Below are 26,906 nucleotides of genomic sequence, written 5' to 3'. Positions count from 1 at the left end.
CAATTAAAGCTAACGTATATCGCAAATATTATCATAATGAAGAAGCCTGATTTTTTGTTCCTCAAGGTGCTCTCGTCTAATTCTACGAGTAGTATCATTTAAATCTTCCCTTCTTCCAGCAACTACAACGTAGTTACATCGAGTAGGGTCAAATGTATAAAATTCATCAGGTAATTGCTTATCTGGATGTTTATATTTTATAATAGTGCTAGTTAAAGTTGAGAAATTTCCAAAGATCCAACTTCTCCAATCCTTTACTTGCTTTATTCCTTTCCTAAAAGCATTTCCAAGTTCACCATCTGCCAAAGTGATTTGCTTTTCAGGATGTTCAAGTTCTACAAAAATAAAAGAGTAACCATCAGAGTTACGACCAATTAATAGATAATCAACTTTGTAAGTAGAACTTAGTTGAAATTCAGGAAATATGAAAGCTTCGTGATGTCCAAAATCATAATAATTAAAAATTGAACCTAGTATATAATACGCTTTGATTTCTTGAATAAATCTTGCAATTTCACGCTCATTAGTAATTGAACCATCGTTCAACATTGTTAAGAACTGGTTCACTACAGATTTAATTTCTTCACTATTTTCTAAATCTACAGTATCTAAATAATTGTTCGGAAAAAGGCTCAAAAAATGTCTGGCTGCTTTAGGATATTTCCTAAAAAGGTTCACTCTAATATCTAACTCACCTAGTCTATCGACTTTTTCTTTCTCTAGAATTAGATCATACTCGCTTCTCTCAGTACTTGTTAAAACAGTGTAATCTCTTTCATATACTTTCATTGAATGTTACCCTCTTCCGTTTCAAGTAGATTAACAGTTATTTGTGCTATCCCAAGCATGAGTTCCTCTTCGTATTTTGATCAAGCGAGATGGGGCAAGATTGCCGTTATCCTTTTGTTTAGAATTTTGATGTATGCGCCCCTGTTGTGGATACCCCAGTTATTTGCTTTAAATACGATCCTTCTTCGGAGGTGTAATATCTTCAAGCAGCTTATCTAAAACTTTTTCACTGTACGGTCCGCCCCGATTTGATTGAGTTCATACATATCTTATATTTGCACATTCTTCTAAAATACTTCTTGCAAGCTTTTTTACCATTAAATCTTGCAAGCTCATACACAATTGTTATAGCTTTAGAGCTTATACTTCCTGTTTCAATTTTCTTATCATGTAATCTGAGATAATTCCAATTGACTGAATAGCACTATATGCTTCTGCTTGTGTTATCGTGGGCATAAATGGTCGACCGTGTCCAGTACCTTCTTTATTTCTCATATTGTTAATTGCACAGCCAAGATCATATAGAGCACGTTCATATTTAGCTGTTATAGCTTCATTGGGCTGGGCGGTATGCTGAGAAGTGACCATTCCTAATGCAATAAATGCCTGAGCTAAAATGAAGGGAAAGCTATTGGTTTGATAATTTATTGATTTTACTGTTAATACATGTTTAGAAACAGCCTCCAATAAATCCTTTCCTGTCCCTAGTAATAGTGCAGCATCCTCTGCTCCCTTCCGTGCGCGTTGAGCGTATGCAAATAGAGCTTCCGTCATATCTTTTTCGTTTATGTTATCCAGTAGTATCGGTTTAAGCTCACCATCCAGCGTTAACAAGTAGCCCTCATTTTTGAATACATCAATCAGATTGTCTATTGGCTCTTTTCCACAATAATTTTTTGATTCGGACCTGAATCCACCATAGCCCCTTATATTGCTTATTAAAAATCCAACTAACCGTTCCCCGGAGTTAAAATCTTTTTCAATTGCCCAATTGAGTGCAATTCGGATACGTTTAGATTTCCCTACTTGCTGGCCTTGTGTCCTTGGGTCTGCATGAGCAAGACCTACTTTTTTTAAAAGCATATCAAGATCATAATGGCTCGGCTCACGTTTAACGTCTGCTTGGGCATCATCAATTAGTTTAGACACTGCAATGATAATTGCATCTGTTAATGGTGCTGTCTTTTTCAAACAGCTCCCCTCCCTTCTTGGTAAACCAATTGACTGAAACACAAAATTCGAACTTGAAATCGTTCTAATAGATACCAACTCTACATCTTAAAGGAGGAATAAGATTCAATACTTCGCCTTAGCTTTAAACTGTCTCAATATGAGAAAAACAAGTTGATTTAATCAAAAACAGTTAAAAAAATCATTTGCAGAATATTCTTTTTATTCTCCCCTTCAAATTTTTCACAACTTTACTTTCTCTTCTATTTTTCTTCATAACCATTTCTTTAAACATCATCATGATACCAAACAGCATGGTTGCTAATCCTAATAACAATAATGCGGTACCAATATTCCACCATTCAGGAACCCAATCAATAGGTATAATCAGATGAGAAATTGTATAATAAAGAATTAGTGCACTAATCCAGAATAAAAATACAGATAGATGATATAAGATTCTAAATATACTCGACAAAACGACAAAAAACGGATTATTAAACGTATCACTCACAAACTGCTTATAATCTTCATAGATAATATCATGAGCATTCCGATATTCATCTTCAATCATAATATAGAATCCCTGTACCTTTTCCAACAGTTTGCGTTCATTTCCCCTATTACTTTCTTTCTTATACTTTGAGTATGCTTCTCTTAATTTATAAAAGTAGTCCAATATAAATGAAGAGCCTATAAAACGAATCTTTGAAGCAGTCCCTAAATGCTCTTGCATAAATGAATCAATTAATTCCAGTTTTCGAGGTTTCTCTTCTATTTCAATAATGATAGATAGCCGCTCAAACATCGGAAAATATACTTCATTATAGCTATTAATCAATTCTTTCAAAAAAGCATCTCGTTTTTTAGAGCGATGATTAAACTGATAGCCTATGTAGGCTGTTATCACTGCAATGATAAGAACAGATAGATCAATTCCAATGACTTTCATACAACTTTTCATCCTCCATATTATTAACAAAATTTTGAGTTGGAATTAAACATTATTAAATTCTCTAACATCAACATTAGCCTCTTGCAATAACTGATATAGAGATGAAATATTATTACTGGACTGGGATCTTACTTGGATGTCCCCAAAACGTAATGTTTCTCTTGAATTGCTAAAAGTAAAGAAACATTGTTTCTTAGCCCTTGATAGTGCAACAAAGAAAGCACACATGTCAGCGAGTCTCTGTGTTCTAAAAGTCCAGAATGCATCATCTTCTAGCCCTAAGAATATGACTGTATCATACTCCAACCCTTTACTCTTATGAATTGTCATAATAGGCACACTAAATAGCCCTAAAAAATCAGCTATGCTATTAATCCAATTTAAATGTTTTAAGTATGCCTCGCTTAATTTTTCAGCAGTATCTTTGGTTAACTTATTGAAATATGATCCTTTCGAGTATTTGGGATATAGTCGAAATAGCTTTTCATTTCCTATAAAAGATAAAATCCCCTCAACAATTTCATCAATTCGTTGCTTACAAAGTTCCGCATCGTTAGATACTTGATTTAAAACACTTCTCATTTGTAAAATGTGTTCATTAAGATCTAATTCCATCCTTAGTATTTTTTGATGGTCCAGTTCCAGATCATACCCATGCACATAAACTAACAATTCTGATACCCGTACCCATGACTCATGAGTTTTTTCCATTGTTGCCAGTTTAAAAAAATCAACGATTAGTTGCACACACTCTTCCGCAAGCAAATCTTGGTATTCCTTTTCAATTCTAGCGTGAACTCCTTGTCGTCCAAGTTCTTCAATTACTGCTCTTGCATATACTTGTTCTTGTTGCTTTACAATTATACAAATGTCTCGGGGAGTTATATCCTCATGCTGAATTCTTTTTACGATATTTGAAGCTACAAAAATAGCTTCATCAATATGAGTCTGGAAATTCCAAACTTCACATTTCCCTTCTTGCTCACTGTGTGAACTTGAAACGCTAGCGTCAGTCGAATTTTCATTTATTATTTTTGCCAAAACGTTCTGAATTTCAATAAGTCTGGGTGCAGACCTGTGGTTTTGAGTCAGCTCAATTTGACCTGCATTGAAGTCACGTTTGAACTGTTCAAAAGAATCCGAGAGTGCCCCAGCCCATCCCATGATTCGCTGTTTATCGTCCCCTACACTTGTCAGTATTGAAGAAGTTCCTAAAAAGGTCGTCTTAACTAACTCATATTGGAGATAGGTCGTATCTTGGAATTCATCTAGAAAAACATGACTATAAGTCATCTGAAGCGCCTTTTTAATTAAAAGATTATGTTGTAGTAAATAATCTCCAAGTTTTGATATCATGGGAAACGTTAATGTGCTTGAAAGCCCTTCTCTTCCATGAACCAGAATATCCCAGAGCCTTACTAAAATCCAAGTATAGATGTCTTCCCCATCTTCATAAATAGGCAATCTATCCTCAGACAAGCGTCTAAATAAAATACTAAAATTAATTTCCTGTTGCCAATTAGGACGATTAGGATGTCGCTCTTGTATATAGCTGGTGACAATATCTTGTACTTCTCTTTGAGAAAATACTATGTTGTAATCTTTCTCTGGTCGATAGGCTTCTGGGATTCCTAATCTAAAGCGGTCTAGAAGTTGCTTAGCAAATGAATCAAATGTTCTTGATTCAAATCTCGACGCAAGTTCCTTACCACACCTTAACTCTACCCTTTTTTTCAAGTTTTCTGCAGCGTCTGTTTTAAAACTAATCGCCAATATTTTCTGAGGTGATGGACATAAATTTGTTTGCAGCAGATAACAAGCGCGTTGTGCAAGTAGCTCCGTTTTCCCCGCACCTGGACCAGCCAAAATAAGATTATTCATCTCAGCTTTAACCGCTATTTCTGCAGCCGGTTCTAATGTGAATCTATCTGCTGGACTCCAGTTTTCCGGACTAATATATGACATAAGTTCTATACATTCCTTTCAAGTAATTCCTTTACTCTCTCAACAAGCTTGGTAAAAACTTCGGGCATAAAAATAAGTAAGTCATCATCATCTATTTTTAATAAAGCTTCAATATGGGTACTTGGCTTGCTTCTACCGAGAAACAACGTGTTATACCAAACCATAAGTTCATGTTGTTTTTCTGTATAAGTATAGCCAGTTGATTTTTCATTTTTTAATGCAGCAATAATGCCACCTTTTATTTTTTTGTTGTAATTCTGAAGGTCATCAGCACGACTCGGGATACTAGGGCCTCTAGGCACTGTTTTTTTATAGGCATCAGGGAATGTTTCCAACATAAGAAAGTCTAAATCCAGTGGTGCTGAATAGAAAACATTATATTTGTCCTCCATTAATCTTGGCAGCCAAAAATCATTCATCGATTTTATCCACTCAGGAGTCATCGGATTTTTTTCAAAAATTTCAAGTTGATTTTCAGTAAGGATATCTTCTCTAAAACCATCACCTTCTGGATACCATACTGTTAATAATTCATCACGCACTCGGCCGTTTAACAATAACTGATTGATTGCATATTTAATCCTGCCCCACCCACCGCCACCTCGTTCACGATCAAGGTCTAATAAAGTAATATGTGGAATATCTAACTCATTAAGAAGTTTCCACATGTGATTAACATGTCTTCCTCCAAGTGGTACGATCGATATTCCATAATCATCAGGATATAATTCGTTTATCTCCAATATTCTCGGAATAACAATCTCTTCTGAATCACCTTCGCCCAAAATGACCAATCTCGAAAAATATATTTCGGGATAGGCTCTCACGGCTTCTTTAATATATGTGTATGCATCTGATGTCTTACTAGGCAGAACAATCTTCTTCACAATTGTCGTGAAACTAGTTTGATCAATTCTCAGATGGGCTAAATTTTCTGGGTCAACTCGCTTGATTATTGAAGCACTATGTGATGTTAATACAACTTGTGCATTTTCCTTTTTTGAAATATCCTTTAAATTTTCCATAACTCTACCAAGTAAGTGTGGCGATATATGATTTTCTGGTTCTTCTACAGCAAGGAGAGTCAGAGAGGCATTTGACTTGCCAGTAATTTTTATCTCGGCTTCCAGTAACGATGACACCAACGATAGATAGAACAAAGACCTAAGTCCATCCCCAAGTTTATCGACACTATATTCACCCAAATCATGAGTTGGAGAAAATGACACCTCAATCTTTTTTAATATTGAAGCTAATGTTGAACTGTTAAACTGTAATTTAGCATCTTGATATCGAACATCCTTATGATATTTCTTCCATTCTTCACCAATAACACTTCTTATCTGAGCAACCCCATCTATCCCATCGAATAATTCGTTCACAGGCTCCATTTTTATTTTTATGGTGTCGTCAATATCATCTGGCCATGAGATGTTATTTAAAATTCTCCAAAGAATTGTACCCGAAGCATTTTTAAGTTGTATGGATGGCTCTCTTACTGCTGGTACGTAAATGACTTGTATTGCTGAACGTTGATGTGGAGTAACAGGTACCAAATCCTCATCTGATTCATCAATTCCTTCGGCTACAGTTACGAAGTACAACTTTTGTTCAATTTCTCCTTCAGGAGTATTACCAGCAGTCCATTTAGCAATTAATCTCACACGTAGATAAGGTGCCTCGGCAGTTGAACGAACCACGAGTTGATTAAAAAATGGTGGTAAACTATTTTTACTTTGACTATCTCCAGAGCTATCTACTAATTCAGGGAAATCTATTCGAGCTTCAATTGATAACCAATGTTCCTTTATCGACTCTATTGTAGTTTGAACGGGAATATGAAAGTCTGATTTTTCTAACGCACGATCATGTGAGGATACTCCAAAAAGCTTAACTAAACCATGTATTAATGCAGTTTTACCTGAAGAGTTTTCTCCTACGAAACCAGAAAGTTTATTCAAGCTTATTGTTGTTCCGCTGTCACCAAAGCTTCTGAAGTTCTTTAGACATAACTTTGATATTTGCATTTAATTAATCCCCCTAAAGTGCTTTAATAATTTCTGATGCGTAAGAAATTAGAAAGAATTGTACCTGTACAGACCATAGGCCCCTCAAGAAGTTGATTCCTCTACCACCTGTAACTTTCATACTAAATTTGTGAGACTTTAATACTAATTTCGACAATTTCCTGGTTATCCCTTTTTCCCAAACAATTTACTGAAGCTTGCTTCACAAAATACTACGTCGCTTGCACTAAGATAGGGGTATAAAAAATTTTCAAAAAAATCTCATGTTAGAAAAACCATAAAAAAGGGCTGAGTATCAACTCAGCCCCTTACTATACTGCTCTTAATTTTCACCTATAACAAACCGTCAACTCCACCAACGTCTTCAACGCCCATTCCTTTTCTTCGCAAGTTAACGCGGTGCTCCAAAGCTCCCTAAGCTACCCAACCCGCTCAACTATCTGCTCCGTCGTCGGATAATCCACTTCGTCTACTATCACTTTCCGCAAATCATTCAGCTCTTCTTCCAACTTCTTTATTTGCTTCGCCCGAACCACACCTTCCGTTCCATAAACACCTGCTTCGTAATAATATCTTCTTCATATGATTCATGCAGCTTATCCAATGCCCGCTTCTTCTTTTGTAATTCCTGTTCCTTCAATTTATTTATGACCTTTGTATAGTTGTAACCATGACTGTGCAATTCAATAACCCACATAATGTTCGGGTCTATTTAGATGATCTAGTCAAATTAAACATTGAAAAAGTCTTCGTCCAGTACCTTGCCCTTCTGTTCACACTTGCTGCCATCCGCATTTCTCGGTCAATGTCCATGACGACCAATATACAGCTTGACTTCGAAATGCCAGAGTATCTTCTGCATTTACCAATTTTAACATCACAAGTTTTACTACCTACTCATGAGTAGATTCCTTCTCTCCACTAAATACTTCAATCATCATTAAAGCTCCCGTTCGATAGCCGTGGGTGAACGCTGCTGCCGCGTGCATGGAATTCAACTCGCCTATCCAGTCTAATAACTTTTCAAGTTGTTCAAAATCATGTTTTGATAAATTCTTATTATAGTCTGTCATGGAGTCGCTGACTTTCTGATTAATCTGCTGGGATCTGTGATCGGTAGACTTTATTGATTCATCTGGGCGCCAGTTCCCGTAATATATTTCCTCCAAGATACTCTTCATACTACCTCCCCATACATAGTGTTTTTTTCTGCATGCATAAATTCTATGCGAAAACCGCATAAAAATCAATATGCAGTTTTCGCATAAAGTAAACTTAGCATGGGTGATGAGCAGTGTATAAGAGAATTCGCGATCTACGCGAAGACAAGGATTTAACACAACAAAAGATGGCTGAGTTTTTAAATATCTCACAAACAACCTACTCCCGCTATGAAAATGGGAATTTGGATGTACCAAGTGTTGTGTTAATTAAATTAGCCGGTTTCCACAAGGTAAGCGTTGACTATATTCTTGGTCAAACGGACAACCCTAAGCGTTCCACAGGTAAAAAAGAATAACCTTCACAAAAGAATAAAGCTCCGTGATTAGTCACAGGAGCTTTATTCTTTTGTTCATATGTTAAGTAACAAGCCTCGGCAAAATAGATGCCATAATCCAGGCACTTCTAGTCCGTTATGATATTTGTTAAGGGGCTCGGATATTTTGGCTTTTAAATGTTCCCAATTCTCATACTATATTGACCATACATATTAGTCTTCAAAGGCTGCTGGATTACAATCGGCATTAGCATCCGGAAGTTCAACTTTTATCTTTAGGAATCCGTCTTCTATGGACGCACTTGTGCTGCCGCCTAACTGCTCGGCTAGAAACCTGACAATGGACAACCCTAGACCTGTGGTTCTGCTCTTTGCTTTATTGGCAGTATAAAAACGCTCAAAAATCCAGTTAACATCCAGTTCAGAAGCATTTTTCACGTGATTTCTAAACGATATGACCGCATTTTGCGTAGTCCATATTTGTACCTCTATATCTCCATCGGAATGCGCGACACAGTTGCGGATCAGGTTTTGAATAATTCGTATGACCATTTCTTTATCGGCACAAGCAAACACCGGCACAGTTTCTTCAATATGCACCGCTAAATTCTTTTCTTCAAAATCCGCAATGGATTCTGCAAGGCACTCCGTGACAAGGTTCGTCAGATTGATTCGCTCCAGATTAGGCTCCGGCTCCGCGTGCACATGATAGGAATACTCGAAGAAGTGCTCGATCAAAACACCCAGTTCATCGGCTGCTTTTAGGCGATTTGCAGCTTGTGCCGCTGATCGTCCGACAACTCCTTCTTAGCTATAAGCTGCCGATACCCCTTAATCGCCGTAAACGGCGTTCGTAGATCATGTGAGATATTTGCAATCAACTCTTTGAACCGCTTTTCTTCCCGAGTACTGTCAGTACGGAGGTTCTCCTCCGCCTTTAAGCATCTATTGATGTTTGGTCAATCGGACAGAGCTGTAGTTCATTCTGAAGGCCAAAGTAATTTAATATCTTTCTCAAGACAAAGAAAGCGTTAGTGTTTATATTAAATCACTACTGACGCTTTTCCTTTGGGTTGATTGCAATAGCTATTTTCAGAGCACATATGCTTGTGATATTTATTTGGGAGTTCTCCCCTTCACCGTTATTCCACCCACTCAATGACTTGCTGCGCAGATTGACGTGTCTTTTCAGATGGGTCATGTAACCTATAGCCAAAAGCAGCCATAACAGAAATACCAAAATGTTCGAGGTCCATAATCCCTTCTGCAACTAATACTTCGCTGATTTTCTCTCTGTTAAAACCTTCAATTGGGCAAGAATCAATGCCAATCAAAGCGGCAGCATTCATCATGTTACCTAATGCAATATAAGTTTGACGGCAGGCCCATTCGAACATAACTCTGGGCTCATCTTCAATTGCAAAACCTATTTTCAAAAAATGATCATAGGTTGTCTGCTTCCCCTGTGCAGTTTCGGGTGACAGCTTCTGGACATTCTCCATCATTCCTTTAATATAATCAGAGCTTGCAACCATATCTTTAGGTAATCTCGACAGAATAATCATAAAATGACTCGCTGTTGGTAACTGCTTTTTGGCGCCTGATGCATGTTCAGCAAGCTTGGCACGAATGTCCTGATTTTGCACAATAACAAATTTCCATGGTTCAAAGCCATACGAGCTTGGTGATAAACGACCTGTCTCCAATATATAATGAAAGTCAGCATCACTTATTTTCTTAGTAGGATCAAATTCTTTAGTTGCATGTCGAAATCGAAATGACGATAGAATTTCATTTTTCTTAACCTCTAGATCACTCATTTTATGAACTCCTTCATTCATTAATCACTTCTCACGCTTCACCAGCTATCCAAATATTTATTTGTTTGGCGTGTTTAGAAACTCCCTATCTATTCATTATCTCAAACTAGATTCTAAGGTTCCAATACGACAACAATTTATCGAATTCAGCACCTTTAATCTTATGTTCCGTTGAAAAAGGTGTACATCCTCTTCTGAGGTAGTCATTGTATAACTTCTCGTTGTAGAGTTGAACGATAGCTTGGATCTTAAAGAGATGTTTTATTGTGCTCACCATCCTCACTTGGAAATTATATACTAGAGATAAAATCTGGTCTACGCATCATAAAACAAATAAAGCAGCCCTCATGGCTACTCTCTTTGAATTTATTCAGAACAATCTTTACCTCAATCCTTCGCACAGTACCATGTTCCCTACCATCCGTTCTATAAATAGGTACCTATAATATATAACATTAACGCGGTGTCGTCTTAAATTTATGAAATATAAAGAAGGCTGTCGAGACTTTCTCGACAGCCTGAGACTGCCCTAAAGGGCAGTCTTTTGGGGAGATTTAGTTCCATTACTAAGAAACAGAAACTACAGGTTTTTCTATTAGTTCTACAATGAAGTATAGAAAATGTCTTTGATTTGGAGATACATCATTAACCTGGTTTAGAGTAAGTACAACCCTATAAAACTTTATCAAAATAATGTAAAGCAAATAGTTCAATTGTGTCTCGTAAAAGAATTGCAAGTAGCAAATACTGTAGCACTCTATTAAGAGGCATTGTAAATTGACTATCAACGAATATTGTAATAACAAATCCAATGCAAATTATGATACCAAGTGTACTATTGTATAGCATTACCACATGGTTCGCCTTATTCTGAACCAGTTGCCAACGTTCATCATTTTTGTATTTCGTTGTTTTTATAGCTTTGAAGCATCGAAGGGAAATAGCACATATACCTAATACAATCGACACCGCTAACATTACAAATTGATAACTCATTTTTCTTCATCCTCCTCAGGTACAAATACTTCATTAATGGATACATTAAATGCCTTCGCAATTTTGAAAGCTAACTCTAACGAAGGTGTATATTTATATTTCTCAATGGATATGACTGCTTGTCGTGAAATCCCAACATGTTCTGCCAAATCAGCTTGTGTCCAGTCACGTTCAGCTCTCAAAACTTTAATACGATTTTTAATCAATGTAACAGGCTCCTTTCTATATGTAATCAGTTAGTTACATTTATATTGTAACCAACTAGTTACATATTGTCAATAAAAGGATAATGTTCCAGAAAAATAATCCGATGATATTTACGTTGGAATCTCCAAAAAAGCTTTAAGTATGTTGATGCTTATCTCTTTGACGTTTATATGAGCATTTTGCATAAATCCAGACAGCGACTCCGATTAGCGTTCTCAATCAAATTATGAAAAAAACTGATATAAAAAAGCGAACGAAATCTTCCCTTAAAGAAAGAAACCGCTCGCTTTCACAGTTAGATGAAACTAATCTGTTTATTTATCTCCACTATTATCTTCTAAATTGATGATAATTACTTTTTTTCAATTCAAAAGTATATAGTCTCAATATAGATAATTACTGCGCAACTAGAGATGTCCCTAACCTCATGATGACATTTCCCTATAAATGATTTTTTGATTTATTCAGAACAATCTTTACCTCAATCCTTCGCACAGTACCATGTTCCGTAATTCATTAACACACGGTCTCGCACAATATAGGAATCTCTCCTTCATCCCACTAATATAGTGTAGGAGAGAAGGGCGGGGTGAACGTGGGTAACAATAATGAACAAGAGCAATGGGCTATCTTTCTAGCTGCAATCTGCGGACAGACCTATGCACAATTTACAAATACGGACGGTTCGTTCGTCGTTCCATTGAATTATTCGGTCAGTGATACTATTCAAGCGAAATCCATCAGCAACGTATGGGAACGCTTCGGGTTTATTCTGGAGTCTCCGCAAGAAATTATTATTGCCTTTCGGGGAACTAGCTCGACGACCAATTGGATATCTAACATCATCGCCTCACAAAAGAGATTCAAATATATTAAGGAAGACTGTCTTACACATCGCGGCTTCACAGACATCTATTCCTCAGCTCGTAGTAAGATTACCTTCGCACTCTCTAGATTGTCTCCCGACAAGACATTATACATTACAGGTCATAGCCTTGGTGCAGCACTCGCGACATTATGTGCTATTGATATTGCAGCCAATACTAGTTACATCTCACCCAACTTGTTTACATATGGGTCCCCACGTGTAGGCGATCCGACCTTCACGAAAACTTTTACAAAGTATGTTCGGAACAGCTACCGTATTGCTAATCCCTTTGACGTCGTAACACATGCTCCACCATCTATCTACAAGCTGCCCAAGCGGGAAAAAAAGTACTATTACAGTCATGTCCAAACCCTCTCGTCGCTGTCTTTTCAAAATGGATCAGTTAACCTCAATCACATTATCGGAAGCTATTTCACAGAGCTCTCCAAACTCCAACCGAAATTCACCCAATTGTTATGTTTAACGAATCCTGGATTCTGTCCAGTCATTGAATCGACATCACAAAAGTAATGTCGAAAGCACTCCATAAGCTATGCTATTCCATCCATTTCTCTCAATCACCTTCTCTCCTTTTTGTAATGATCAACTGTAAATATTTAGTATTGTTTGCTATGAAGAAATGTGAGTATATGATTTCAATCAACCATCAAGCAAAGCGTTAAGGCAATATCATGAACATGTTGCCGAGATCATGAGCTGAACCACCCGAATCGAGGCTAAAATGGACACACCTCTCCTCAAAGTCCATCATTCTACACAAGATAGGAAGGACACTTACCAAAAAAACAAGCAGGAGCGCATGACTTCTCACGCTCCTGTTAATGACTACACGGGGTTCTTGGGTTAGAATAAACTAGATAAAGTTTAATCTGTATAAGAAGGAGATACATAATGCTCAACAAAAAGACTGTTATTCTTGTAGTACTCTTATTGCTTATTACAACAGTAGGCGCAAACGTCCATGTAGATGCTATCGGAATCTCCTCAATTAACAGCGAAACTACGAACAGGTTGACTGAGAAATATGGATTGGACCAACCTAGTGTACAAGACGAGTTCCCCATGTTGACTCATTTCGATCTCGGAGTAAGCGTTGATCAGAAACAGATAGTTGATTTGGCAAGATTAGCTTGGTCTCCAGTTCCCTTTTTACTCTGGCAGTTTGTTATGGCTTTTTTACTTTAATGCGAGAAACTTACCGTTCACATAAAGTCATTATTTCATTGCAACCAATCTGCAATTCAGTAGTAGTTTTTGCAACCTGATAAAAATAAAAAGAGCAACGTTGTTTAGTCCTTTTGGTTCAAGCCCCCATTTTATAGACACTAAAAAAACACCTAAGAAATAAGCTACTCGGAGGTTATACATTTATTGTTTATTGCTCTCAAAATTAAGTGGCAGCAGAAAAGCCGGTTTTCCCCTACTATAAGGAACACCGGCTTTCATGTCGTTTCTACTCTTTTCCTATATACTTATCCATAAAGCGATCTACTCTTTGGAAATATTCAGTGGGGTAATGATTGATGGCATCGATATGCTCCGTATTATGCGGGTACCATACTTCTGCATATGGGTCATCTTTTAATGACTCAAAAATTGCTTCTGTATTTTTATAACTAATTTGCTGATCTCCAGTACCATGAATGAGCATAACTGGCTTGTCTTGCATCTTTTTTACCGCATCCATAGGAGATATGGAATCAAGATCAACCTTAAAGACCCAATTTGCCATCCATGTCGATGTATAACTGAATGGAAACGCAGGTAAACCTGAAAAGAAGGGCAAACCCTCTCTCAGAAATAGACCAGCATTACGAAAAGGACTATCCGCAATTACGGCTTTGATGTCATCACTTTCACTTGTGGCTAGCAAAGAAGTAGCAGCACCCATTGAAAAGCCGATAACTCCAATGTTATCACCCGTATGGTCTCTGGATTTTAAATAGCTTACAGCTCCTAGCAAATCGTATTTTTCATTGAGGCCCAGTGTAATCAAATCACCATCGGAATTACCTTGCGAGCTGAGGTCAAATGCCAATACATTATAGCCTTTCGGAACGAAATGCTCTACTAACTTTTGGGTCCGCCCTTTGACTAAACGATTGCTCGTATATCCATGGACGACAATAATCGTTTTATTACTTTCTTTATCAGAAAGGCCACTTACAGGAAAGAAGGTACCTCTAATCGTATTATCATTTTTCAAACTCTTGAACTCGACCTCTTCGTAGGGAGTTTTATCGATATTCAATCCGTAGCTGACATCAGTGTCTCTAGGGTGGTGTAACAAGGTGTCTACTACTTTATGAGATATAAAAAATACAAGAGCGATCACAAGCAAAAGTACGATCCCTAGGCTCCATAAAATTTTCTTCCGTTTTTTCACACGAACGTTAAATGTCAGATCGGGTTGTAATGATGTTTGACTCATTCAGACTCCTCCAGTTTTTCTTTAGGTTGTATGGGTGCGAACAAATATAAGGCATGCTCCTTCAAATTTCCCCACTCGGGGTGATGAATAATACTTTCTCCAAGAGTTAAGCCTACCCCATTTAAGAAAGAGATATAGGCACGAGAGATCATAGCTGGTGAAAAGTTTTTGTTGAATTCTCCCATTAACTGTCCCTTGGCATAGACGCATTCGATAGTATCTGTCATTACTTTTGTACTTTCAAGGACCATCTGTGTAAGTTCAGGAAATCTTATCCGTTGTCCTAGGACATATTGAACAAGACGCAATTCACTTGTATAGAAGTAGATATGATTGAATTGTTCTTCTACCATGTTCTTAATTAATACGCCCGGCGTTCCCTCTTCTTTTAGACAAGCAAGCCATTTCACCTGAATATCAGCAAGCGGCTCGAGGACAGCGGCGTAGAATAAAGCTTCTTTGTTAGGGAAATATTGAAAAATGGTTCCAGCAGTCACTCCCACACTCTGCGCAATGAGAGCCGTTGTGGTATTAGAATATCCATTTTCTGCGAACAGGACAACGGCTTCTTTTAGGATACAACTACGCCGCTCCTGTCTTTTTTCTTCATTGATTGGTCTTGCCAAGTTCATTCCCACTCTCTGTAGATTTAATTATTATTAATTAAATGATCAGTTATTTAATTAATAATATATCTCTAATTACTAATTATAGCAAGAGTGAATTCATCTTACTCATGAGTAGGATGAAACTTCACAAATAAAAACAAGCCAGAGCGCTGCCCAACATGCGCTCCGACTTGTTTTTTTATATTACTTTGTACGAGTACAAGCTCTGACTTCTTTAAGTATTTCAGCAGATTTCCCAAAGGTATAAATGTATAAAGTACGCAGCAGTTTCAGCTTCATACTATAATCTGGAAATACTTTATAATTGATCGCTGTCTTCAGGGTTACCGCCTAAAGAGGACGTACATAAGCAATATGATTTACGTTTCTGTTCACCCGGTTGAACCAACTTTGGTATCTCTTCGTGTCGACTTTGAAGCGTTACTGCAGTAGACATAGTCATTACGCGATCTTAATCGTTTTCACTCACATCTCTTGGATCGACATTAAACTGAACAATCTCGAGCACTTCACCTAGTGTGGTGACTCGAATAGCACTCATTGCGACTTTCCGGTAAGCTCCGGTATCAATATTCCACGAATGGGACGTCTCCTCATACTCAGGCCGGCCAGACTTGCAAGGGGTGTGGCCGATAATTTGAAGTCTACCAATATTTTTCAACGGTGTGCGATTCCAAAGCACTCCTATCTCATTTCCTTCTTCGAATGGGAACTCTACCTGATCTGCAATACCAGCATGGCTTATCATTACATGCTCATTCTCCCAGACGAGAGGAAGCTCACTGATCCATTCTGCTACCTCCTGCAGTCCCATGTTAGCGGACCTAAGCTGATCTAGCGTTGCAAAGCCACATTGCGGAAGCCAATATTCGTTAGGACCATTCTCTATATGCTGTGAAAACTCGTATTCATGGTTACCCATGAGAAAAACAGCGTTCGCACCATACCGCTTTTTTAGTTCCTTAGCCAAAAGGAGCGTTCCCGGCGTATCGTTTCCACGATCGATTAAATCCCCTAGTTGGACAAGGCGCTCCTTATCAGGATTCCAATGCTGGTCAAGAAGCCCTTTAAACGTATGAAAGCAGCCATGTACATCCCCGACGACGAATAGATTCATAAGGCTTTTATTTCTCCTTTGGTCAATATAATCTTACTCATACTACGGTACCCCATTGGTTAGAATTCGGCTAATATTAGCATTCATTTAGGCATCGATGATCAAAAGTTAGCGTAAATAAAAGCCGCAAAAGTTCCCGATAAAATATGGATCTTATCATTAGTCCAGCTTACTATAAATATCTATTTTAGAACATTATCAAAGGACTCTTTTTGACAGCCGCTGCAGTCGGTATATTCTCTGTCTCCGCCAGGCTAGTAACGGGACTGTCAAGATTTTGTGTAAACTCTCGCATACGGGTTTCCCCGATGGGAAAAGCGCCTACTTAGCGTTAGCGTTGACACCATGATTTCCTGTTCTCCGTACTTGCTGACCACCGTTTTCTTGCTTTTTCCGTTTCGCCTTTACTATAAATTAATCCTTATACAAGTTAGACTTTAACTGGTTAAAAATATATTCTTGTATTTGATTTGAAAGAAAAATTATATTAGTATCTTTACCATTTTTCAAAACCCAATGAAGAAACACCATTGAGTTAGCGGCATATAATTCTGCTAAATATTCCAATGCGATAGAACTTGAAGAAATCTGCTGATTTAAATACTCTAAGCAAGTACTAAACAAAATTCCTTCAAATTCTTTACGTAAATCAGCTGATACTACATGAACTGCTAACAATGTTGAAATCTCGAACTTATGTTCAATCATATTATCTGTTACAAGTTCTATGGCATTGGCCACCTTACCATCATCCATTGAATCAAAACGCTGTTCAATCTCATATTTAAAATCAGAAGCATACTGTTTAACAATTTTTTCTAACAAGTCGTACTTATCCAAATAGTGACTATAAAAAGTAGAACGTCCTATAAGAGATTGATCACAAATTTTTTTGATCGTAATATCTTTAAAATCATTATGTTTGAGTAATTCAATGAATCCTCGTTCAATAGCTATTTTGGTTTTATAAATTCTGATATCTTCATTCATTAACCAATTCCTCCTTATTTGTAAGTTTTCGAACACTTCATATATAACATGTAAGATATCGTACACTTTGTACAATATTACTTATTTTTTAGTTAATAACGATGCTTTATAGTAAGCACAGACACAACTAAAAGGAGGAATAAATATGTTTAAACAATATGTTAATGATGAACAATTTAATCTTCAGATTAATCGTTTTATAAATGATTATTATCAAGAAGATAATCGAGCACAGGCTGACTTGGAACTAATGATTCCGAGACTAGAGGATGCAAATAGCTGGTATGAAACTTGGCTTGATTTTGCAAAGAAACGTGAAGATAGCAAGGACTATGACTTGGCTTCCGTCTACTATCAAGCTGCAGAATTTTATGTTGCACCTACAGACCCAAATAAAGAAAAAATGTATCAAAAATATAGAGAAACTTTCTATAAAGGATTCAATGAATTTGATTATGAATCCTTCCAAATTCCCTATGAAGACTCCTATCTTCCTGCTGTAAAATTATTGACACCTGACGCTAAAAAAACATTACTAGTCTTTGGTGGTTATGATTCTTACATGGAAGAGATGCTTAAAATGATGAAATTTATCAAAGGTATTGATTATAATATTATAGTATTTGATGGTCCAGGCCAAGGAACTGCCTTAAAAAACGGTCTTAAACTCATTCACAACTGGGAAAAACCAATATCAACTGTGATTGATTATTTCAAATTGGATCGTGTAAGCATTTTAGGTGCTTCTTGGGGAGGATATCTAGCTATGCGTGCTGCAGCTTTCGAAAAGAGAATAGATAAAGTAATTGCCTTTGACATTTTCTATAGTGGTTTAGATGCATTAAAAAATCGTATGCCAGAAGAAACTTATATTGGTATTATGCAGCTGGTTGACAATAATGAAGTAGATAAAACTAATTCTTTACTTGAAAAGATGATGGCTAATAATATGGATTTAAGCTGGAAACTTACCAAAGGGATGGAAAACACAGGTGAATCAACGCCATTTGATCTATTTAAAAATTTTGAAAAATACACGATGCACGGAATTGGACCATTCATTAATCAAGATGTTCTTTTATTAGCTGGACAAGATGATCAATACGTACCCATTAGCCGACTGCCACAAATTCAACAAGAATTAAGTAATGCTGCTTCAATTACAACTAAAGTATTTACGAAAGAAACTGGTGGTGAACAACACTGTCAGGCAGGTCATAGGGAGTTAGCATTTAATGAAATGAAGAAATTCCTATAAACAAAAAGGGCTAAATATTGATTTTTTCGTTAAAGAATCATGATAAATATTGCATAAAAATACAAAAATGACCAACCCAAGGATTCATTCTTAGGTTGGTCATTTTTGTATAAACCCTCGTTTACGGGTTTCCCCGAAAGGGGAAACTATCTGTTTAGCGTAAGTGTTGACCAATATTGGTGTTGTAAATAGATAATCACAACCCCAGTTTGTGTCCCTTTTCTAAACGCTGGATTTGCTGTTCACCATTATCCGCTAATTCCCTGAACTGGTCGATCGTTTCGCGCATCTTAGGAAGTGCTTCCTGTTTGTAGGTACTGATGGAATCCAGCGCGGATAATACATCGGTGAACGCTTGTTTCAAGGTCTCTACAGAGATATTGGCTTCTAGCGATTGCTTATGAATTTGAGCCCCTTGGTCTTTCAGCATCCTGGAAGTTCCAGCGATCAGCTCATTCGTCGTTTGATTTAAAAGCTCAATTTTCTTAAGAACGATCTTTTGATTGTAGAGTGCACTAGCTACCGTTACAGAAATTTTCAAGGCTGAAATTGTCACGTTTTTAGCTCTGTCCACGCCTCGAATCAATTCTTTGTTGTTGCGGGTGACCACTTCAATCGCCATAATCCCTTGTTGATTGACGACCATCATTTGTTGCATATCCATCACCCGTTGACGAAGTGGGAACAAGACCTCTTCGGTAATGAAGCGAATTTTGTCTGGATCTTCATTTCGTGCCTTAGCCGCTTCGATCTGCGATTCAATGGATGTGTCCATCAATGTACCGAGCTCGATTTCTTTTTGAAGCTTTTTGGTCAAGTCGCGCAGCGCTTGTTGTTCAATCTCGAGTGTCGTATTGTCATTCTTCAGGGTTGTTTTCCCTTTATCTAGGGAGACGACGATATCCGCAATCACCGTGTCAGCTTTTTGATACTTCAGGAAATACGCGCGTAACGGATTAAATAGCTTGCCTAAGAATCCTGTTTTCGTAAAGTCGATGACGCTCGGGTCCAGATCCTTTAATTGCATATGCAATTCCGTTAATCCCTTCGCTACTTGACCACCCTCGTCTCCCGTTTTGGAAAGGTTCCCGACCGAAACCTGCAGTAAATTATTTTTACCTGAGGATGTTCTCATCGTATTCATACCGAACGTGTCCATCGATTGCAAAATTTCTTTCCTCTTCTCAAGCGAATCAAGATCTAAAGACATGATGGATGCGACATTGGAATCAGCCAACGCTTGAAGTTTGGCAACTTCTTCGGGAACGGGTTTAACCTCTTGCTCAATTGCAGCTTGAATTTCTTCCGGACTTACGACTTCCATCGAAAATGACATAGAGATCCTCCTTTAGATTAGAGTTACATTTGGACGTTAAACAAGTTCGCTATTTTATAGACAACATCATCTGTATCTGCATTAATACTTGCTGCTTCATTAATACTCGAGATGCTCTGCAACGCTTCAATATCTGCATTATAGCCGATGGTGTAAATCGGAACTTTGTAGGTTGCGACGAGATCTTTGATATCTTTGAGGGAGTAACCAAGATTGGTCTCGCCATCACTCAGAACGAAAATCATTGGCTTCATCGATGGATTGACGGCTTTCTCATCTTGAAGCATTTTTAATGCAACAATAATGCCGTCAAATGTGGCCGTACCTCCATCCGCTTGTAGGCTATTTACAGCACCAACGAACATGGATTGCTGTGTCGTGTCGTACTTTTGAATCGGTAAATTAATGGTTACATCATTGGAGTAAGACACAAGACCGATGCTATTGTCTTTCCCCAAATATTTTTGTCCTTTAAGCAACGATTCTTTTAAACGATTTATGGGTTCACCCGCCATACTGCCTGAAACATCTGTTACAAAAACAGCTGCAATCGGTTTACTTCCGTTTTTCTTTTCTTTCCATATTCTCTGTGCGGATGAAAGAAGGCCACCGTCCACGACAGCGAGTTCAGATTTATAGTCGTTTAGCTCATTAAATCCTTTTTCTTGAGCCATTTTTTGATATTTATCTTGCGTCACAAATTCAGTAAATTTCTTAATCACATCTAATTTGTCCTTCGGGAGATCACCTAGTGCATACAGTGGACTGTCGTGTCTCATACCAAAGGGGCTAAATATGTACCCGCTTTTTAAGTCAGCCGTGTTGAGATAGGTTTGATATTCCAACACAAATCCATCTAACATACCCGATTTAGCTGCATCGCGCATTTGAATCGTTGTCGAAGCAAGAAAAGGGACATTCGCTTGGAATTTCTCAAATCCTTGAACGGCTTTATCACTAAGAATATTCGAACTGTCAAACGTACTGAGCGCCGTCACTAGGAAGTTTAAGCCTGTTGAGCTTGCAAAAGGATCCGTATAGCCCATGCTGAACTCATTATTTGCGATCGCTTCCGTCACGGTTTTGACATTTACAGATCCGTAAGAAGCTACTAATGCATCGTGTTTGGATTTCGAAATAACAATACCAGGAACGTTTCCTACAAGTCGCTTGGATACAAGCTGTGTTTTAACCCCGCTCGCCTTTACCATTTCGCCCCATAACTCGTTCGAAGGTGTATAGGCATCAGGTATATATTTACCGGATTTAATATAATCAGCAGCCGTACCGGAGGCAATATTACGAATTTTAACGGAAGCAGACTTCCCATTCACTTGGATATTCGCATTATTAAATTCTGTTGCAACATCCGCTAGCCAACTATCCATTCCTGTTCCAGACTTCTCCGTTGAAGAGAATATCTCCACAAATTGATTGGTCGTGTTATTCACTGTGATGGGAAACTTCGATATATCCGGCAATGTCTCGCCAACATCCGCTGGATTAATATCGATCTGACCTTTTACAGGCGTTTCGGTCGTCACGGATATGTTAGAGTAAAGCTTGTTAAGCTGCTTCCCTGCGTCTTCTGTAGTAACCTGCGATTTTGTTTTCCCCAAGTTCGAGGTAAAGTTCACCCCTAGATAGATAAGGATAAATACGACAACCAAAATAAAGACAGATAATAGAAACTTACTCTTTCCAGTCATTCGCTGCACCTCTCACGATTTATAGTATTTGGTTTGCTTGATTAATGCGTCCAATTCCTGCATGCAAGATAGTTGTTCAATATCACCGGGTTCAATATTGTCTAAGCTGGATATCTCTAATAGAAGTCTATCGAGCTTTAATAAAATTTCCTCATTATTCGAAAGTGAGCTTTTCACGGATGAGAGGTAGTCGTTATATACTTTTGCTTTTTTCTGGAGAAGTTCTGTGGAAAAACCGGATGACTTGCGATGGATAACACGATCGAACTCGGTTCCGTCAAAGACACAAAGGATGTTCAATATACTCCTGATGTTCTGGTAGAATAGATTCTCAACTTCTTGGGATACGGATGCGAACTTCTTAAAACTCATCTCTGTCTCTTCAAATCGCTGCTTCAGAACTTGGATCAAGGTACTCTTCCTCTTTTGCATTCGTTCCATTTGTTCTAAGGCCAAACTTATATCGCTTTCAATTCCTTTTACATATCGATATCGAGATAGATTTTCGACATATTCTTCGTACGTTTTGATTTCTTTCACAGGAATAATAACGGGTTTCTTGAACAATAGCTGATAGATTCCGGTTACAAGAGCCCATACGCTGGCAAATAGTAATGTAACACCCGTTGCTGTTGAGAGGGCGCTTGTTCCGATTTGTACGCCTATGAACCCAGGTGAGAGTACGAGGATGTTAACTACAGCTACGATAAGCATAAGACCTAATAATTTGATCATATTTGTGCTAGACAACATTCAATCCTCCTCTGCAAATATTACAGGACAAGTTAAAATGAACGCGGGTGTATTAGATTTCTGATGCCTTGCGATGGCGTCGTGAAATGGTCGATAATGAGTTGTTATATGATCTATGAAGGTTCTCAGGTACATCTAGGATTACTCCTTCTTGAACGAAATAAGTATGTATCTCCATCCACTGGTTTTTCATCACTGCATTGTATCTACGTTGCATTCCAGAAAAAGTAACAAGCAATATCCCATCCGATTTACGAATCTCACTTGGACTAAACTCACCGCGCTCTAGAGCTTTACGAATTGTCGCTCCCCCGCCTTCAATTCCCCACAGTCGAGCCGCTTCAGATAAACCGAATACTTCATTGACGCTGATGCCATACGGAGGAAAAGATGAAATGGGACCTTGAATCATAGAGAGCTCATCTTTCGCAAATACCTGTCTATGCCCTTGCAACCTTTCCCCTTGAACATCGTAAGCAATAACAGAAATGATTACTTTTCCATCTCGTTCCAGCAGTTTACGAACCATTTGTAAATCCTTTAACGGCATGATCTCGTCCCGGGCAGGAAAAATAGATGCGGGCCACAGTCTTTCCCCATTCGATAAAATGACCTGAAAACACAATAGATGCCCCATAAATTCCTCCATCCATGTTCCAAGTAATGGTATCTTAATATGAAAATAATACCATTGTCACGGAATCGTGACAATTAAAACATTTAATCCCATGTCCCATAGGTAAGTACAAAATAAGGAATAGAAGGTGGATACCACATTGTTTTACAATTTATTTTAACAGGAACCATGCCTTTCCCCCTTTCCAAAATAAAACAAAAAAAGCACCGTTCAAAAACCACAATTACGCGATTAGTGGACGGTGCTTCCGTTACCTTTTAGTATCATAACTTCCTATATTGCAACAGACGTATTTCATAAGATAAGACAGTAGGTTATTAACAGATTCTACGACCATTTTTCATCTATAATTTGTATTTGTAAGTATTGATTTTTTCTGTTTCTTTGCTTTTATATTCAAACATCAAAACACCTTTATCCTCTTTAACAAAATGAATAATGTGTTCCGGATCTTGATCACCCATTCTGTCCAGTGCAATTTCCTTTAAATATTGTTGTTCATATGGTGTTAATGAAATTACCTCATGAACATAAATAGCCTTCTTCTTTATAAAATCATAAAGAATAAGATGCTGTGTCGTGTATTCCCTCAATACCATATACTCTTTTGCGTGATGTTCAATCATATAAATCTCATCTTTTCCAACAAGTTCTGTCAAATCATAAGAAAATACAACATTGCCCTTGCTATTCCAAAATTCCGCTTTCTTACCGTCCGTCAGCAATACATTGCCTTGAGACTGTTCTATATTCGTGTCAGGGTAATATCCCAAAAAAGAATATTGTGCTTCTTTAGATACCTTTCCATTTACTACAAATACTTGTCCAGATCTTTTAACAACCGCTGATGTTCCCACTGCTTCGTATAATTTGATATAAAATGTTGTATCAGATAAACGCTCTACTTTTAGTTTTCTTAATTCCTCTACTCTTATTTCTAATTCCCCAATTTTAGAAGCGGCTTCTTTTCCTATGCCCTGATAAAGCTCTCCACTCTTTCTATTCAACCAAAATGTAATATTTCCATCCATTCCCATGGCATAGGTGTTAGGGATAGATAGCACTTTTCCCTTTGAATCCCACTGTACTTTCTCATTTAAAGATTCAGCCACAAATCTTAGCGGAATGTATGTCTTACCATTGACCACTTTTGCTGGAACATCAAGTGTAACATTTTTCTTATTAACATAAGCGGTTTTGCTACCTAATTTCAAACTAATTTCCTTTTTTACACCATACAGTTCTGCAGTTTTTGTTTTCTGATCCCAGAATACCTTTAAACTTAATAAATCTCCAACTTCACGAATCGGAACCAATACTCTTCCATCAGTGATAATTAGTGGATCTTTTAATTCAGATAGTCGTTTAGATTCCCCCAACTCGACTATCGCCTTAACGGATGAGCTTGCTGCGTCAGTTTTAAAAGGGAATTGAAGCAGCAATAAAGTGAACGCCATTAAACATAAGATATTTTTCTTTCTATTCATTTACATCCTCCTCCTTCATATCCAATAAAATTTATCTTCACATATTAAACGATTATTATTTACAAAAAGTTATAAAAATCAATAAATTCAGCAAAAAATAAAGACCACACTTTGCATATTAAGCAAGTGCGGCTTTGAAGGCGGCAAACACTCTATTTACTTTTTTACAATGATAGTCGCACTATTTCCACTTATCGATATTGTAGCGTAATCCACCGCGTCTTTCACTGGAGTTTTAGCTACTCCATCCAAGGTTACATCACTAAAGGTTGATCGAAGATTGCCGGTTATCGTTGCATCATTACCAGCGATTGTAGCTAGTAATTTAAAGTACTCCATCACAGTAATATTTCGGTTGTTCACCTCTAAAATATTTATCAAATTTGTATTAGTAGAGTCATAACAGCCTGCATCTGCACCAATAGCTTGTCCAGTTATTTTTAATTTCTTGGGTAATCGCAGGAAAACTATGCATTCGACATTAATCTATTTTTAATCAGGAGGTTTAATATTTCCCATTATCTTCATTGTTATATATTTCATCTATTGGTAAAATGATCGAATATATTACAGATGGGGGATAATCATGAAATCATCGAAGAGCATATTATTAGGGCTTGTTTTTGTTTTATTAACAGCCTGTAGTTCTATCAATATTCAAGAGGTAACATCAGATGCAGATAAAGCCTTTGAGGCTAAAAACTTTTCTAAATTTAGTACAGATATTGAGAAGCTAAAAGATGGAAATAGTAAGGAATATGAGAGCTATATTTCTAAAATCAAAGAAAATAACATTTATAAAATTGAAGCTCATTCAAAACTTTCAGAATTGAATGAAGGAACAGAGACATTGTCTAAATTGTCAAAAGATGTGCTACTTTTAAAAGAATATTCTGACGAAAAATTAAAATTGTTTAGCAAGCAGATAGATTATTTAAATAAATTAGATGATTCTACACTAAACATTCTGAATTATCATGTGAAAGTTAATGAAAACTTAATGAGCAAGTCTAATAAATTTGTAGTATTGATGAATACTTTTGAGGATGTGAATGAAACCACTAAAGAATTAGAAGACCTAAGTGCTAGTGCAAATACGGACATTATTGATTTGGAGGGATTAGAACCACCAGCTCAATATTCAAATCAACACAACGCCTATACTGAATCTTTGAAAAAATATAAGGAAGCACTGGATACAAAAAAATCGTATATAGATAGTCAAAAATCCTTGATTGTATCTTCAAATTCTCTTGTATTGGAAGCAAATATTTTTGCTGTAAGTGAACTTAATGATTTAAGTGCAGAAATAGAGAATCTTACTAGTAATATCAAAACAGCCATTAATGATGTTAAACAAAGAGCAGAAAGCTTACAAAAAATTATAGACTAGTTTCTAGAGTTTGGGGACTGCCTTATGTCGCTTTTGGTGACTTCTGAGCAGTCTCTCTTTTATTTAATACCAATGCTTCCAGAATAACTTTTGACATGTAATGAATTCTCCCCAGCGCCAATGGTTCCATGTACTTCCGCGTCTGTATTTTTCGTAGTTGAGAGATTCGCCAAGTTAACCGTTGTATCTCCTTTAGCATTTTCCACTGCTACTTTCAAGCTGGATGGCGCATTTTGATAAGCAACTTGAATATCACCCGTTTCTGTTTCAACGTTCATTTCACCTTTTTCATCTACCCTCTTTATAACTATTTCGCCATTTTTAGAAAAAACATTCAAAACTGATGCTTCAACTTGATTGAATTTTACATTACCCGCTTGATTTTGAAGCGTTAGCTTTTGGGTTGCTAACGTTTGAATATTGAGATCTCCTTCATTATTTATCAATGTAACTTGTTCTACTGTATTTTTTGGAATTAAAATCGTGATGGTTCCCTCTTTCTCAAAAGTAAAGGCCGAGAAGGCCCCACCAATTTGTTTATGTTGTTGAATGATTAATTGATTATCTTTATGAGTCACTACAACAGGAGCTTTCTTCTTATCCTTCTGCTTGCCCGTAATGTCTACATAAACCTGATTGTCTATTGATTCTTTCACTTCAATATCCCATGAATCATTCATGATTTCAATGCTTTGAACTTCTTCCGATGAGATGTGTTCTGTTATCTCCAACTTTTTAGATCCAAATTGCGAAGTCATAAAAAGTACTCCCACCAAACCAACTATCATAACTAGCCAAATCCACTTATTTGTTTTCATGATTACCTCTCTTTTCTAGTTAAAAATTTGTA

Annotated in this window: 27 protein-coding genes; 5 read left to right on the top strand and 22 right to left on the bottom strand. The window is 37.2% G+C overall.

What is annotated here, in order from left to right; genetic code table 11:
- Positions 1–9: 9 nt before the first annotated feature.
- From UB51_RS06930 to UB51_RS06900, 7 genes are all read right to left on the bottom strand, one after another.
- Complete coding sequence (locus UB51_RS06930; protein WP_044876680.1) at positions 10–789, bottom strand: Shedu anti-phage system protein SduA domain-containing protein; 780 nt, start codon at positions 787–789, stop codon at positions 10–12.
- A 360-nt stretch (positions 790–1,149) separates the two neighbouring features.
- On the bottom strand, positions 1,150–1,980 hold the full coding sequence (locus tag UB51_RS06925) for an abortive infection family protein (RefSeq protein ID WP_044876679.1): 831 nt from the start codon (positions 1,978–1,980) through the stop codon (positions 1,150–1,152).
- Positions 1,981–2,161: 181 nt separating this feature from the next.
- On the bottom strand, positions 2,162–2,911 hold the full coding sequence (locus tag UB51_RS06920; RefSeq protein WP_044876678.1) for a hypothetical protein: 750 nt from the start codon (positions 2,909–2,911) through the stop codon (positions 2,162–2,164).
- Positions 2,912–2,956: 45 nt separating this feature from the next.
- Positions 2,957–4,879, bottom strand: coding sequence for a UvrD-helicase domain-containing protein (locus UB51_RS06915; RefSeq protein ID WP_044876677.1), 1,923 nt, complete (start codon positions 4,877–4,879; stop codon positions 2,957–2,959).
- Positions 4,880–4,884: 5 nt separating this feature from the next.
- Positions 4,885–6,906, bottom strand: a complete 2,022-nt coding sequence (locus UB51_RS06910) for an ATP-dependent nuclease (protein WP_044876676.1) — start codon at positions 6,904–6,906, stop codon at positions 4,885–4,887.
- 514 nt (positions 6,907–7,420) lie between these two features.
- Positions 7,421–7,588 (bottom strand): hypothetical protein, encoded by a 168-nt coding sequence (locus UB51_RS28165; RefSeq protein ID WP_160297232.1) that lies wholly within the window; start codon positions 7,586–7,588, stop codon positions 7,421–7,423.
- A 211-nt stretch (positions 7,589–7,799) separates the two neighbouring features.
- Positions 7,800–8,087, bottom strand: a complete 288-nt coding sequence (locus tag UB51_RS06900; RefSeq protein WP_044876674.1) for a DUF6809 family protein — start codon at positions 8,085–8,087, stop codon at positions 7,800–7,802.
- Between the two features lie 113 nt (positions 8,088–8,200).
- Here UB51_RS06900 and UB51_RS06895 point away from each other — a divergent pair, with 113 nt between their 5' ends.
- Positions 8,201–8,425, top strand: a complete 225-nt coding sequence (locus UB51_RS06895; RefSeq protein ID WP_044876673.1) for a helix-turn-helix domain-containing protein — start codon at positions 8,201–8,203, stop codon at positions 8,423–8,425.
- A 192-nt stretch (positions 8,426–8,617) separates the two neighbouring features.
- Here UB51_RS06895 and UB51_RS06890 read toward each other — a convergent pair whose 3' ends face one another.
- From UB51_RS06890 to UB51_RS06875, 4 genes are all read right to left on the bottom strand, one after another.
- On the bottom strand, positions 8,618–9,109 hold the full coding sequence (locus UB51_RS06890; RefSeq protein ID WP_199924990.1) for an ATP-binding protein: 492 nt from the start codon (positions 9,107–9,109) through the stop codon (positions 8,618–8,620).
- A 56-nt stretch (positions 9,110–9,165) separates the two neighbouring features.
- Positions 9,166–9,285 (bottom strand): histidine kinase dimerization/phospho-acceptor domain-containing protein, encoded by a 120-nt coding sequence (locus tag UB51_RS28455; protein ID WP_199924989.1) that lies wholly within the window; start codon positions 9,283–9,285, stop codon positions 9,166–9,168.
- A gap of 261 nt (positions 9,286–9,546) precedes the next feature.
- Entirely contained in the window at positions 9,547–10,224 is a 678-nt protein-coding gene (locus tag UB51_RS06885; RefSeq protein WP_044876672.1) for an NAD(P)H-dependent oxidoreductase, read from the bottom strand.
- 992 nt (positions 10,225–11,216) lie between these two features.
- Positions 11,217–11,426 (bottom strand): helix-turn-helix transcriptional regulator, encoded by a 210-nt coding sequence (locus tag UB51_RS06875; protein ID WP_044876670.1) that lies wholly within the window; start codon positions 11,424–11,426, stop codon positions 11,217–11,219.
- Positions 11,427–12,022: 596 nt separating this feature from the next.
- On the opposite strand from UB51_RS06875, the gene UB51_RS06870 reads away from it, so the two are divergent.
- Positions 12,023–12,826, top strand: coding sequence for a lipase family protein (locus tag UB51_RS06870; protein WP_044879945.1), 804 nt, complete (start codon positions 12,023–12,025; stop codon positions 12,824–12,826).
- Between the two features lie 381 nt (positions 12,827–13,207).
- Complete coding sequence (locus tag UB51_RS06865; RefSeq protein WP_044876669.1) at positions 13,208–13,501, top strand: hypothetical protein; 294 nt, start codon at positions 13,208–13,210, stop codon at positions 13,499–13,501.
- A 268-nt stretch (positions 13,502–13,769) separates the two neighbouring features.
- Here the strand turns inward: UB51_RS06865 and UB51_RS06860 are convergent, their stop codons facing one another.
- From UB51_RS06860 to UB51_RS06845, 4 genes are all read right to left on the bottom strand, one after another.
- Positions 13,770–14,747, bottom strand: a complete 978-nt coding sequence (locus tag UB51_RS06860; RefSeq protein ID WP_044876668.1) for an alpha/beta hydrolase — start codon at positions 14,745–14,747, stop codon at positions 13,770–13,772.
- A complete protein-coding gene (locus tag UB51_RS06855; RefSeq protein ID WP_044876667.1) occupies positions 14,744–15,379 on the bottom strand; it encodes a TetR/AcrR family transcriptional regulator in 636 nt (211 codons plus the stop codon). Before UB51_RS06855 ends, UB51_RS06860 begins: the two co-directional genes overlap by 4 nt.
- 448 nt (positions 15,380–15,827) lie before the next feature.
- A complete protein-coding gene (locus tag UB51_RS06850; RefSeq protein ID WP_044876666.1) occupies positions 15,828–16,493 on the bottom strand; it encodes a metallophosphoesterase family protein in 666 nt (221 codons plus the stop codon).
- Between the two features lie 414 nt (positions 16,494–16,907).
- A complete protein-coding gene (locus tag UB51_RS06845; protein WP_044876665.1) occupies positions 16,908–17,483 on the bottom strand; it encodes a TetR/AcrR family transcriptional regulator in 576 nt (191 codons plus the stop codon).
- A 145-nt stretch (positions 17,484–17,628) separates the two neighbouring features.
- On the opposite strand from UB51_RS06845, the gene UB51_RS06840 reads away from it, so the two are divergent.
- Positions 17,629–18,741 carry an alpha/beta fold hydrolase gene (locus UB51_RS06840; RefSeq protein ID WP_044876664.1) on the top strand — a complete coding sequence of 371 codons (1,113 nt, stop codon included), beginning with the start codon at positions 17,629–17,631 and terminating at the stop codon, positions 18,739–18,741.
- 196 nt (positions 18,742–18,937) lie between these two features.
- Here the strand turns inward: UB51_RS06840 and UB51_RS06835 are convergent, their stop codons facing one another.
- From UB51_RS06835 to UB51_RS26920, 6 genes are all read right to left on the bottom strand, one after another.
- A complete protein-coding gene (locus UB51_RS06835; protein ID WP_044876663.1) occupies positions 18,938–20,077 on the bottom strand; it encodes a toxic anion resistance protein in 1,140 nt (379 codons plus the stop codon).
- A gap of 23 nt (positions 20,078–20,100) precedes the next feature.
- Positions 20,101–21,786 (bottom strand): vWA domain-containing protein, encoded by a 1,686-nt coding sequence (locus UB51_RS06830; RefSeq protein ID WP_044876662.1) that lies wholly within the window; start codon positions 21,784–21,786, stop codon positions 20,101–20,103.
- 12 nt (positions 21,787–21,798) lie between these two features.
- Positions 21,799–22,539 carry a hypothetical protein gene (locus UB51_RS06825; RefSeq protein WP_052675785.1) on the bottom strand — a complete coding sequence of 247 codons (741 nt, stop codon included), beginning with the start codon at positions 22,537–22,539 and terminating at the stop codon, positions 21,799–21,801.
- 52 nt (positions 22,540–22,591) lie between these two features.
- Positions 22,592–23,176, bottom strand: a complete 585-nt coding sequence (locus UB51_RS26270) for a helix-turn-helix domain-containing protein (protein ID WP_052675784.1) — start codon at positions 23,174–23,176, stop codon at positions 22,592–22,594.
- Positions 23,177–23,520: 344 nt separating this feature from the next.
- Positions 23,521–24,663 carry a copper amine oxidase N-terminal domain-containing protein gene (locus UB51_RS06815; RefSeq protein ID WP_044876661.1) on the bottom strand — a complete coding sequence of 381 codons (1,143 nt, stop codon included), beginning with the start codon at positions 24,661–24,663 and terminating at the stop codon, positions 23,521–23,523.
- Between the two features lie 156 nt (positions 24,664–24,819).
- A complete protein-coding gene (locus UB51_RS26920; protein WP_267884753.1) occupies positions 24,820–25,101 on the bottom strand; it encodes a YrpD family protein in 282 nt (93 codons plus the stop codon).
- Positions 25,102–25,249: 148 nt separating this feature from the next.
- On the opposite strand from UB51_RS26920, the gene UB51_RS06805 reads away from it, so the two are divergent.
- A complete protein-coding gene (locus tag UB51_RS06805) occupies positions 25,250–26,056 on the top strand; it encodes a hypothetical protein (protein WP_044876659.1) in 807 nt (268 codons plus the stop codon).
- A 59-nt stretch (positions 26,057–26,115) separates the two neighbouring features.
- Here the strand turns inward: UB51_RS06805 and UB51_RS06800 are convergent, their stop codons facing one another.
- Positions 26,116–26,874: a DUF4097 family beta strand repeat-containing protein gene (locus tag UB51_RS06800; protein ID WP_044876658.1), complete on the bottom strand. Its 759-nt coding sequence runs from the start codon at positions 26,872–26,874 to the stop codon at positions 26,116–26,118.
- Positions 26,875–26,906: the final 32 nt, after the last annotated feature.

The sequence above is a fragment of the Paenibacillus sp. IHBB 10380 genome, from assembly GCF_000949425.1.
In the GTDB taxonomy this organism is placed as follows: domain Bacteria; phylum Bacillota; class Bacilli; order Paenibacillales; family Paenibacillaceae; genus Paenibacillus_AQ.
The sequence above is the reverse complement of the archived record's forward strand: the minus strand, read 5'-3'. Positions and strand labels throughout refer to the sequence as shown.

Coding starts and splice junctions, on each gene's coding strand:
- UB51_RS06930 (WP_044876680.1), bottom strand. CDS start 789: ATGAAAGTATATGAAAGAGATTACACTGTTTTAACAAGTACTGAGAGA.
- UB51_RS06920 (WP_044876678.1), bottom strand. CDS start 2,911: ATGAAAGTCATTGGAATTGATCTATCTGTTCTTATCATTGCAGTGATA.
- UB51_RS06915 (WP_044876677.1), bottom strand. CDS start 4,879: ATGTCATATATTAGTCCGGAAAACTGGAGTCCAGCAGATAGATTCACA.
- UB51_RS06910 (WP_044876676.1), bottom strand. CDS start 6,906: ATGCAAATATCAAAGTTATGTCTAAAGAACTTCAGAAGCTTTGGTGAC.
- UB51_RS06900 (WP_044876674.1), bottom strand. CDS start 8,087: ATGAAGAGTATCTTGGAGGAAATATATTACGGGAACTGGCGCCCAGAT.
- UB51_RS06885 (WP_044876672.1), bottom strand. CDS start 10,224: ATGAGTGATCTAGAGGTTAAGAAAAATGAAATTCTATCGTCATTTCGA.
- UB51_RS06865 (WP_044876669.1), top strand. CDS start 13,208: ATGCTCAACAAAAAGACTGTTATTCTTGTAGTACTCTTATTGCTTATT.
- UB51_RS06860 (WP_044876668.1), bottom strand. CDS start 14,747: ATGAGTCAAACATCATTACAACCCGATCTGACATTTAACGTTCGTGTG.
- UB51_RS06855 (WP_044876667.1), bottom strand. CDS start 15,379: ATGAACTTGGCAAGACCAATCAATGAAGAAAAAAGACAGGAGCGGCGT.
- UB51_RS06850 (WP_044876666.1), bottom strand. CDS start 16,493: ATGAATCTATTCGTCGTCGGGGATGTACATGGCTGCTTTCATACGTTT.
- UB51_RS06845 (WP_044876665.1), bottom strand. CDS start 17,483: ATGAATGAAGATATCAGAATTTATAAAACCAAAATAGCTATTGAACGA.
- UB51_RS06840 (WP_044876664.1), top strand. CDS start 17,629: ATGTTTAAACAATATGTTAATGATGAACAATTTAATCTTCAGATTAAT.
- UB51_RS06835 (WP_044876663.1), bottom strand. CDS start 20,077: ATGTCATTTTCGATGGAAGTCGTAAGTCCGGAAGAAATTCAAGCTGCA.
- UB51_RS06830 (WP_044876662.1), bottom strand. CDS start 21,786: ATGACTGGAAAGAGTAAGTTTCTATTATCTGTCTTTATTTTGGTTGTC.
- UB51_RS06825 (WP_052675785.1), bottom strand. CDS start 22,539: ATGTTGTCTAGCACAAATATGATCAAATTATTAGGTCTTATGCTTATC.
- UB51_RS26270 (WP_052675784.1), bottom strand. CDS start 23,176: ATGGGGCATCTATTGTGTTTTCAGGTCATTTTATCGAATGGGGAAAGA.
- UB51_RS06815 (WP_044876661.1), bottom strand. CDS start 24,663: ATGAATAGAAAGAAAAATATCTTATGTTTAATGGCGTTCACTTTATTG.
- UB51_RS06805 (WP_044876659.1), top strand. CDS start 25,250: ATGAAATCATCGAAGAGCATATTATTAGGGCTTGTTTTTGTTTTATTA.
- UB51_RS06800 (WP_044876658.1), bottom strand. CDS start 26,874: ATGAAAACAAATAAGTGGATTTGGCTAGTTATGATAGTTGGTTTGGTG.